This is a genomic window from Mycobacterium sp. TH-M82, from assembly GCF_057473605.1.
In genome coordinates this window covers 1-9,366 of record NZ_JBYCKY010000896.1, presented here as the reverse complement: position 1 = coordinate 9,366, position 9,366 = coordinate 1, and the positions used below count along the sequence as shown (strand labels likewise).

Here is a 9,366-nt window from a genome sequence, read left to right as displayed (position 1 = left end):
GGATCCACACCCGGCGCCGGCGCACCACCAGCGACACCACCAGCCCGGCCATCATCGTCATGGCGAACACCAGCACCCAGACCTGGCCGGGGTCGTGCGATACCTGGACGTTGATGAACGGTACGGCGCCGTCGAAACGCACCGTGGTGCCGTCGTCGAGGCGAACCTGCTCACCTGTCCGAAGGTTGACCCGGCGCACCTTGACCAGCCGGCCCTGGTGGATCAGCCGGGAGTCCAGGCTGAACAGCAGCTGCGGCCGCCCGCTGTCCAGCCCGGTGTCGCCGCGGAAGATGTCGACAGCCACGGCGGGTTTGTCCAGCGTGGGAAACGCCGACGACAGCAGGGTGTCGTCGAGTTGTTCGGTCGGCGCGAACAAGCCCTGAATGGCGATCTGGTGTCTGCGGCGTTCAGCGGGATCGGGGTACAGGCCGGCGGGCGGGTCGATGCGCACCGCACCCGACGACAGCAGCGTCAACGGGTTGTCCGGTCGCCACTGCACCGTCGCCGTGCGGGTCTGCCCGTCCGCAAAGGTCACGGTGAAGGTGGGTGCGTAGCCGTGGCCCTGCAGATACACCCGGTCGCCTCCGGTCCGGAGGGGGTGGTTGACCGTCAGCCGGTACGGCCGCCAGCGCGCCTGCCCGGCATCGCCGGCCAGGTCATCTCCGGTTTGATAGTCGATGTTCGCCACATACGAGGTGGCCAGCCCGGACGACAGGTAGTCCGCGGTGAAGTCGTTGACCCGGATGCACATCGGGTGCAGCGAGGTGCCGTCGACGATGGTGCCGGCGCGAAACGAGTCGAACGCGGCCGGGGAGGCCGAACAGAAGCCGGGGCCGCCGTCGGCGATCACCACCACGTTGCCCTCATAGCCGAGCATCTTGCCGGCCGCCACCGCGGCCAGCAGGCCGAGCAGCGCGAAATGAAAGACCAGGTTGCCGAATTCGCGCAGATAACCTTTCTCGGCGGACACCTCCGTGGCGCCGTCGTCAGCCCACTGCGACCTGGCCCGAATGACGCGGCGCCAGCCGCGCAGCCGCCCGGCCATCATCGTCGCGAGTGCCGTTGGCTCGCCGACGAATTGGCCGCCTGTGTGCTTGGGCAGCCGGACCAGGTTGCGGGGGACCGGCACCGGCGTAGCGCGCAGGCTGCGCAGGTGCTCAACGGTCCGCGGCACCAGGCAACCGACCAGGGACACGAACAGCAGCACGTAGATGGCGGTGAACCAGAAGCTGGCGAACACGTCGAACGCCTGCACCCGACCCAGCCCGGGACCGAACCCGGGTTGCACCCCAATGTTTTCGCCCACCTTGCGGGGTTTTTGGTTGCGGTGCGGCAGAAGCGCGCCGGGGATGGCGCCCAGGGCGAGCAGGAACAGCAGCACCAGCGCGGTGCCCATCGAGGTCAGCGCCCGCCAGAGGTTGCGGATTCTGGCCGCGAGCATGCACAGACTCGCACGTCGCGGGCCTCGCGAGTGCGAGTCTGTGCATGCTCGCGCCATTAAACCGGAAGCCTCACGTCGGCGACGAACGCGGCCTGCAGCCAGGAGATGAAGTGTCCCCACCCGCCGGTGACGAGTGCGGCACCGACGGCGACCAGCAACACACCGCCGAAGATCTGGATGGCCCGGGTGTGCCGGCGCAGCCAGCCCAGCCCGGTCACCGCGGCCGCCGACCCGAACGCCAGCGCCACGAACGGGATGCCCAGGCCCAGGCAGTAGGCGATCACCAACACCACACCGCGACCCACACTGGCGCCGTCGGTGGCGGACGCAACGGCGATCACCCCGGTCAGCGTCGGCCCCAAGCACGGGGTCCAGCCCAGCGCGAACACCGCACCCAGCAGCGGCGCACCGGCCACCGTGGACAACTGCCGTGGGCTGAACCGGACCTGCCGCTGCAGAGCTGGGACAAAGCCCACGAACACCAGCCCCATCACGATGGTCAGCGCACCGCCGACCCGTTGCAGCAGCACCTGATTGGCGATCAATGTTGTGGTCATGCCGAGCACCGCGACGGTGCCGAGCACGAACACCGCGGTGAACCCGGCGACGAACAGCGCCGCCGACCCGGCAATCCGCCACCTGGCGGTGCGCGGCGCCTTGACCGCGACCGGGCGCTGCTGTTCGTCGGCCCCGACGCCGCCCACCACAGCGGCCAGATACGACAGGTAGCCCGGCACCAGCGGCACCACGCACGGGGAGGCGAACGACACCAAACCGGCCAGCGCCGACACCGCCAGGGCCAACAGCAGCGGTCCGGACGCGGCGGTCTGCGTGACCCCAGTGAACCCAGTGATCCCGGCGAACCCGGTCATTGGGGCCCAGGCGGAACCGGCTCGCCGGCACCGTGTTCGGCGGCCAGCCGCTGCACCACCGGTTGCAAGTCGTCGGCGAGCAGTTCGCGCAAGAACACCGCAGCGACCCGATGCTGCCGGTCCAGCACCAGGGTGGCCGGAATGACCGAGGAAGGATACTTGCCGCCGAACGCGATCATGGTTCGCATCGCCGGGTCGTAGATCGACGGGTAGGTCACATGCCGGTCTTTGACGAAGTCCTGCGGAGCCTGCGGGTCGTAGTCACGGACGTCGACGCCCAGGAAGGCCACCCCGTCGGCGCGAGTGTCCTCGTAAACCTTCTGCAGCTCGCCGATCTCGGTGCGACACGGCCCGCACCACTGCCCCCAGACGTTGAGAACGACGACCTGGCCGGCGAAACCGTCCACGCTCAGGGTGTGTGCCGGGTCCATCAGGTCGGGGCCGCTCACCGCGCTGGGGCGGCCGCGGGCGTCGGGCGGGTCGTAGAAGATGTCGGTCTTGCCGCCGGGAGCGACGAACTCGAACGTGCCGCCGCCGCGGGTGACGGCGTCGTCGCCGACTGAACAGCCGGCACAGCAGGCGATCAGCGCTGTCAATGCGGAGCACACTGCCCCGACCATCACCGGCGTCCGCATCGTCAACCGCCTGCCGGGACACGGTATTCGACGCCGACCAATCGGTCGTCGTCGTAGGTCAACGACGTCACCGACGCCACCGCGCACTGGCGCCGTCGCGGGTAGTGCCAGAGCCGCCTGCCGGTCAGATACAGCCGCAGCGTCCACACCGGCAGCTGGTGGCTGACGCAGACCGCCTCACGCCCCGCTGCGCGGGCGCGCGCCTTGTCCACCGCGGTCGCCATCCGCGCCGCGATCCGGGTGTAGGGCTCACCCCATGACGGGGTAAACGGGTTACGCAGATACCACCACACCCGCGGATCGCGCCACACCCCGTCGCCGACCGAAACGCGTTTGCCTTCAAACACATTGGTAGATTCGATTAGGTCGACGTCGGTGTCGACCGCCAGATTGTGCCGCACGGCGATCGGTGCCGCGGTCTCCTGGGCGCGCTGCAGCGGGGAGGCGATCACCGCGACGATATCCCGGTCGGCCAGCGCGTCGGCGACGGCGGCAGCCTGCGCTCTGCCAGTGGCAGACAATGAAAACCCGGGCAGTCGCCCGTACAGGATGCCGTCCGGGTTGTCCACCTCGCCGTGGCGCACCAGGTGGACGCGGGTCTGCTCGGCCATCAGGGCTTGCTCTCCCGGGCGGAGGCGGCGGCTCGAGCGGCTCCGGGCAGCGCCTCGGCGATCCGGTCGAAGGCCTCCCCGGTGAGGGCGTTAGAGACGAACCATGTTTCGAACGCGCTGCACGGCGGGTACACGCCCGCGTCGAGCAGCGCGTGGAAAAATGCCGGGTACCGCCAGGTCTGGCTGGCACGGGCGGCGTCGAAATCGGTGACGGGCCGCTCGGCGAAGAACACGCTCAGCATGTTTCCTGCCCGTGGAATCTGATGCGGCACACCGGCGGCCGTCAACTCCTGCGACAGCAGATCCGCCAGCAGGTCGGCATTGGCGTCCAGGGCGGCGTAGACGTCGGCGCCGGCGGCACGAAGCGTGGCCAGCCCGGCCGCGGTGGCTACCGGGTTTCCGGACAGCGTGCCGGCCTGATACACCGGCCCCAGCGGCGCCAGCCGGTCCATCACCTCGGTACGTCCGCCGAACGCCGCGGCCGGCAGCCCGCCGCTGATCACCTTGCCGAAGGTGAACAGGTCCGCGGCCACCGGATCGATTCCGTACCAGCCGCTGGCACTGACCCGGAAACCGGTCATCACCTCGTCGGAAATAAGCAGCGCGCCGTGCTCGGCAGTGATCGCCCGCAGTGCGGCGTTGTAGCCCGGCGCGGGCGGCACCACGCCCATGTTGCCGGGGCTGGTCTCGGTGATGACCGCGGCGATCTGCTCGCCAAATCGGGCGAATACGCCTGCGACACTGCCGATGTCGTTGTAGGGCAACACAATAGTGTCGGCGGCGGTCGCGCCGGTGACACCCGGTGACGACGGCAGGCCGAGGGTGGCCACCCCGGAACCGGCGCCGGCAAGCAGCGCGTCGACGTGGCCGTGGTAACAGCCGGAGAACTTGACGACCTTGGCCCGGCCGGTGAAGCCGCGGGCCAGCCGCAACGCGCTCATGGTCGCCTCGGTCCCGGAGTTGACCAACCGGACCTTGCCCACCGGCGGCACCCGGGCGATGATCTCGGCCGCCAATTCGGTTTCGGCCACCGTCGGCGCCCCGAAAGACAGGCCGGCGCCGGCCGCTTGCCGGACGGCCTCCACCACCGCCGGGTGGGCGTGGCCGAGGATCATCGGCCCCCACGAACAGACCAGGTCGACGTAGCGGTTGCCGTCGGCGTCGGTGAGCCAGCAGCCGTGTGCTTCGGTGATGAAACGCGGTGTGCCACCAACCGATGTGAACGCGCGCGCCGGCGAGTTCACTCCGCCGGGGATGACCGCACAAGCGGCATCGAACAGCGCCGCGGAGGTGCGTGCGCTGCGGGTCGCCTGGTCGATGCTCGGCATGCCTCCCAGTGTTCCAGCCCGGGAGACTTGAGTCAGAGCCGCCTCCGCGGGTTGGATGGCAGGCATGCAATTACCACAATGGCTGGCCCGGTTCAACCGGCATGTCACCAACCCGATTCAGCGGCTGTGGGCCGGCTGGTTGCCGACGTTCGGGATCCTCGAGCACGTCGGTCGCCGCTCCGGCAGGGTCTATCGCACTCCGCTGAGTGTGTTCAGCACCGACGACGGGGTGGCGATCCTGCTGACCTACGGCCCGAACCGCGACTGGCTGAAGAACATCACCGCGGCGGGTGGCGGACGGCTGCGGCGCTACGGCAGAACCTTCGCCGTCACCGAACCGAGGGTGATGACCAGGGCGGAAGCGGCACCGTATGTGGCGACGGGCTGGCGTTCGATCTTCGCACGGCTGCCGTTCGAGCAGGCAGTACTGCTGACGAAAGCCCGCTGACCATGCAGTCTCCCCAAACGCCGGCCGACTGCAGCAAGGGCCGAACTGCCCAGGGCGGTCTGCCGGCAGGGAGGGCGGTTGCGCAGTTCTCACTGGCCTGGTTGCTGGCGCCGCTGTCGGTGCAGGCCTTCCTCGACGACATCTGGGCGGTATCGCACTACCACGTCACGCGCCGCGATCCCGACTACTTCGACAGACTGTTGCCCGGACCGCCGGCGGCTGATCAACTCTTGGAACAGCTGCAGCCGCAACCGGCTGCGGTGCGGCTGGTGCGGGGGAACGAGCACCAGGAGCCCGACAGCTACCGGCTCACCGACGGCAGCCTCGACCTCGCCCGGGTCCGCCACGACTTCGCCGACGGCTACACCATCGTCCTCGACAATCTCGAGCGCTATGTCGGAACCATCACCTCGCTGTCGCACGCCATCGAGGTCGAACTGAACTTCCCGACGCAGGTCAACGCCTACATCACGCCATCGGGATCGACGGGCTTCCTTCCCCACTACGACCACCACGACGTGCTGATCCTGCAGATCCACGGATCCAAGACCTGGCATTTCTACGGCGACGCCGCTGTGCCGCCGCATCAGATGCAGCGCCGGCGGGAGGTCGCCGCCGACGACCTGCCGGTGCCAACCGAGCCAACCGAGCCAACCGACCTGTGCCTGGACGCCGGCGACGTGCTGTACTTGCCGCGCGGCAAAATACACGCTGCCGAGACAACCGCGCAGCCATCGGTGCACCTGACCGTCGGAATCCATGTGCCGACGGTGCTCACCCTGGTCACCCATGCGCTGCATCTGTTGAGTTTGCGCGACGACCGCATCCACACCCGGCTGCCGCCGCGCTATCTGGACGACCTCGAGATCCGTGCGGGCCTGGGCGGCGTCGTGCACGACGCGCTCCGGATTGCCGAGGATCCGGGTGCCATCGCGGAAGGCCTCGGCGCGCTGGAGGATCTCCTGGTCCGGCGCGGCCGATGCCCACCGATCCGACAGACCTCGAATGCCGCCGGAATCGACGGACAGACTCTGGTGGCTAAGCATCAGCCGCTGTATTCACGGGTGACGACTGTTCCCGGCGGCGTTGCCCTGCAGTTCGCTCAATTGCTGATCAGTGCCGGTGCCGACCACGAGGCCGCGTTGCGGTTTCTGTCGCGAAGCACCGAACCGTTTCGGGTGTGCGACCTGCCCGGGCTCACTGCGGCCCAGCAGACGGAGCTGGCCCGGACCCTGGTCGTGAGTGGCTTCCTGGTCCGGCTGTCCGACCGCTGACATCTGCACCTAATCCACATGCTCAAATGCGGATGAGTAGATTACTGACATCCGCATGCCTGGGTAATATCATATGGATCATCTGAATTTGCGGTTGATCGGGTACTTGGCTACCCAGGGAGGGCGCCCTGGTGACGACGGAGTCAATCTGGATGGCTTCGCCGCCGGAGGTGTATTCGGCGCTGTTGAGCAGTGGTCCGGGGCCCGGGCCGTTGCTGGCGGCGGCGGGCAAGTGGGCCGCGTTGAGCGCCGAATACGCAGCGGTCGCCGACGAGCTCAGCGCGCTGCTGTCGGCGGTGCAGGCCGGGGTGTGGCAAGGGCCCAGCGCCGAGTCGTATGTGGCGGCGAATGTGCCGTATCTGGCGTGGCTGATGCGGGCCAGCGTCGACAGCACAGCAGCGGCCGCCCGCCATGAGACGGTGGCCGGGGCCTACACCGCGGCGCTGGCCGCGATGCCGACCCTGGCCGAGCTGGCCACCAACCATGCCGTTCACGCGGTGCTGGTGGCGACGAACTTCTTCGGGGTCAACACCGTCCCGATCGCGCTGAACGAGGCCGACTACGTGCGGATGTGGATCCAGGCGGCCATCACCATGGCGACCTACCAAACGGTGTCGACCTCCGCGGTGGCATCGACGCCGCAAACCACCCCGGCTCCGCCGATCCTGCAAGCCAACATCCCCCCGCATAGCGACCACCACCACCGCCCAACCGCCCCGAGTAACCAGGACAGCGGGAACGTCTGGAAACTGAGCTGGTGGGAGACCCGGATAGACGAAATCGCCAACGCCGTTCAGGGCGACCTGGCCAACTTCGGGTCGAATCCGTCCGGGGCGATAACCAAGTTGTTGAGCGATCCGGTGCTGTGGACCCTTGCCCCGCACTGGGCAGGCGAAGCGATCCTGGGGCTCTCGCAGCCGCTGACGTCGTTGGCGGAGGCCTCGATCGGCCTGGTGTTTCCTGCCGCGTCCGCGAGCGGCCTCGCGGGGCTGTCCGGGCTGGCGGGCTTGTCGCAGATCCCCGCCCCGGTGCCGGCCATCCCGGAAACGATGGCCCCGGCGGCAACGCCGGTCACCGGAGTCGCCGCAGCTCCCGGCCTGCCCGGTACGGCATCGGCGGCCGCCCTGGCACCGGCGGCCACGGCCGCCCCGGGCTCCGCGCCCGCCGCCCCGCCGGGGCCGCCGCCGGAGGTGGTGGGCGCCGAGAGTACTGGCGGTGTCGTCTACCCCTACCTGGTGGGCGGCGGCCCCGGCACCGGATTCGGCTCGACGATGAGCGTGCGCGCCGAACGGAAGGCTGCACAGCCGGATCTCGCCGCAGCCGCGGCAACCAGCACAGCCACCCGGGAAGTTGCGCATCGGCGGCGTCGGCGGTCGGGACGGATCGATCGCAGCTACCGCTACGAATACCTGGACTCCGACCAAGAAGGGGATCCAGCAGCCGCCGGCCTGGCCGGCGTCGCGCCCGCGGCGCCGGTGGTCGCGTCGGGGCAGGGTGGCGGGCCGATGGGTTTCCCCGGCGCGGCAGGCAAGGAGGGGGTCGCTGGGGCCACCGGGGTAGCTGGGGCCAGCGGGTTGAAAACCCTGGCCGACGGCGGAGACAAAGCAGACGGTGCCGGGCCGACCGCGCCGCTGCTGCCGCGCACCTGGGATCCGGAGCGGCCCGGCACGGCTCGAGAAGCCGAACAGCACAGCTGACACCGAAGCCCCCGACAATCCGAACCGCGTTACGGCACAGCAGTTGCTCCGGCGTTCCCGGCCTTGCCGTCGGGCACACCGTGGCCGCCGTCGCCGCCTTTGCCGGCCGTGGGGCTTCCGTTGCCACCGTCGCCACCGTCACCGCCCGGGCCGGTCGTCCCGTCGGCGCTGCCCGGCTCGCCGGCTCCGCCTAGGCCGCCGTCACCGCCGGTGCCGCCGTCGCCCCCGATAGCCCCGTTGCCGCCGGTGCCGCCCGTTCCGCCGGCGCCGCCGGTGCCGCCGGCGGGGTGGGCGGCCGTGCCCGGGCCTCCGGCACCGCCGGTGCCGCCGACACCGCCGTTGCCGCCGGCGCCGCTGGCGGCGTGGCCCGCCATGCCGTCACCGCCGGTGCCGCCGTCGCCCCCGGTGCCGGCGGTGGCCATGGCGGAGCCGGCGGCCCCACCGGCACCACCGTTGCCGCCGACACCGCCGAGGCCGGGGTCACCGCCGACGGCACCGGCGCCACCGTCGCCGCCCTGGCCACCGGGGCCGCCGTTGCCGTCGACGGCGCCCGCCAACCCGGCACCGCCCTGGCCGCCGTCTCCGCCGGCGCCGCCGACGCCGGCGAAACCCATGAACGCCACGGCACCGCCGCCACCGCCGGCACCGCCGGCCCCACCCGGGCCGCCACCGGGGTGGGCGTCGGTGCCCCCGCCGCCGTTGCCGCCCCAACCGCCTGCACCACCGTGACCGCCGAAACCCATCACCGCGTCTCCGCCGGCCCCGGCGTCGCCGCCGTGACCGCCGGCGCCCGCGCCATAGCTCCAGCCGCCGTCGCCGCCGTCGCCGCCGGTGCCGCCGGCACCGAACACCGAGATGCTGGCCCCGCCGACGCCACCGGCGCCGCCGTCGGTTGCCGGACCGTCGGCCGCGTCCAGTCCGTCGCCGCCCCAGCCGCCGTTGCCGCCGTTACCCATCAGCCAGCCGCCGGTTCCACCGGCACCTCCGTCGGCGCCGGCGCCGCCGTCGCCGCCGACACCGCCATTGCCGATCATTCCGGCCGGCCCACCGGCCCCACCGG

8 protein-coding genes and 1 pseudogene are annotated in these 9,366 nt (G+C 70.5%); 3 read left to right on the top strand and 6 right to left on the bottom strand.

Going from position 1 to position 9,366, the window contains the following annotated elements; genetic code table 11:
- The 5 genes from AC2VON_RS26140 to hemL form a co-directional block, all read right to left on the bottom strand.
- Positions 1–1,441: cytochrome c biogenesis protein ResB (locus AC2VON_RS26140; RefSeq protein WP_486955412.1), on the bottom strand; the 1,441-nt coding region annotated here is incomplete at its 3' end.
- Positions 1,442–1,497: 56 nt separating this feature from the next.
- Positions 1,498–2,313 carry a cytochrome c biogenesis CcdA family protein gene (locus tag AC2VON_RS26135; protein WP_486955411.1) on the bottom strand — a complete coding sequence of 272 codons (816 nt, stop codon included), beginning with the start codon at positions 2,311–2,313 and terminating at the stop codon, positions 1,498–1,500.
- The gene (locus AC2VON_RS26130) at positions 2,310–2,948 is read right to left on the bottom strand and encodes a TlpA disulfide reductase family protein (protein WP_486955410.1); all 639 of its coding nucleotides are present in this window, start codon (positions 2,946–2,948) and stop codon (positions 2,310–2,312) included. Before AC2VON_RS26130 ends, AC2VON_RS26135 begins: the two co-directional genes overlap by 4 nt.
- Positions 2,949–2,950: 2 nt before the next feature.
- A complete protein-coding gene (locus tag AC2VON_RS26125) occupies positions 2,951–3,559 on the bottom strand; it encodes a histidine phosphatase family protein (RefSeq protein ID WP_486955409.1) in 609 nt (202 codons plus the stop codon).
- Entirely contained in the window at positions 3,559–4,887 is a 1,329-nt protein-coding gene (hemL, locus tag AC2VON_RS26120) for a glutamate-1-semialdehyde 2,1-aminomutase (protein ID WP_486955408.1), read from the bottom strand. The genes AC2VON_RS26125 and hemL overlap by 1 nt, the downstream gene beginning before the upstream one ends.
- 64 nt (positions 4,888–4,951) lie before the next feature.
- Here hemL and AC2VON_RS26115 point away from each other — a divergent pair, with 64 nt between their 5' ends.
- The 3 genes from AC2VON_RS26115 (at position 4,952) to AC2VON_RS26105 (ending at position 8,306) form a co-directional block, all read left to right on the top strand.
- Entirely contained in the window at positions 4,952–5,335 is a 384-nt protein-coding gene (locus AC2VON_RS26115; protein ID WP_486955407.1) for a nitroreductase family deazaflavin-dependent oxidoreductase, read from the top strand.
- 2 nt (positions 5,336–5,337) lie between these two features.
- Complete coding sequence (locus AC2VON_RS26110) at positions 5,338–6,609, top strand: cupin domain-containing protein (RefSeq protein WP_486955406.1); 1,272 nt, start codon at positions 5,338–5,340, stop codon at positions 6,607–6,609.
- A 152-nt stretch (positions 6,610–6,761) separates the two neighbouring features.
- Positions 6,762–8,306 carry a PPE family protein gene (locus AC2VON_RS26105; RefSeq protein ID WP_486955405.1) on the top strand — a complete coding sequence of 515 codons (1,545 nt, stop codon included), beginning with the start codon at positions 6,762–6,764 and terminating at the stop codon, positions 8,304–8,306.
- A 29-nt stretch (positions 8,307–8,335) separates the two neighbouring features.
- On the opposite strand, the pseudogene AC2VON_RS26100 reads toward AC2VON_RS26105, so the two are convergent.
- A pseudogene (locus tag AC2VON_RS26100) lies at positions 8,336–9,366 on the bottom strand (PE family protein); the annotation flags it as partial.

Coding starts and splice junctions, on each gene's coding strand:
- AC2VON_RS26135 (WP_486955411.1), bottom strand. CDS start 2,313: ATGACCGGGTTCGCCGGGATCACTGGGTTCACTGGGGTCACGCAGACC.
- AC2VON_RS26130 (WP_486955410.1), bottom strand. CDS start 2,948: ATGCGGACGCCGGTGATGGTCGGGGCAGTGTGCTCCGCATTGACAGCG.
- AC2VON_RS26125 (WP_486955409.1), bottom strand. CDS start 3,559: ATGGCCGAGCAGACCCGCGTCCACCTGGTGCGCCACGGCGAGGTGGAC.
- hemL (WP_486955408.1), bottom strand. CDS start 4,887: ATGCCGAGCATCGACCAGGCGACCCGCAGCGCACGCACCTCCGCGGCG.
- AC2VON_RS26115 (WP_486955407.1), top strand. CDS start 4,952: ATGCAATTACCACAATGGCTGGCCCGGTTCAACCGGCATGTCACCAAC.
- AC2VON_RS26110 (WP_486955406.1), top strand. CDS start 5,338: ATGCAGTCTCCCCAAACGCCGGCCGACTGCAGCAAGGGCCGAACTGCC.
- AC2VON_RS26105 (WP_486955405.1), top strand. CDS start 6,762: ATGGCTTCGCCGCCGGAGGTGTATTCGGCGCTGTTGAGCAGTGGTCCG.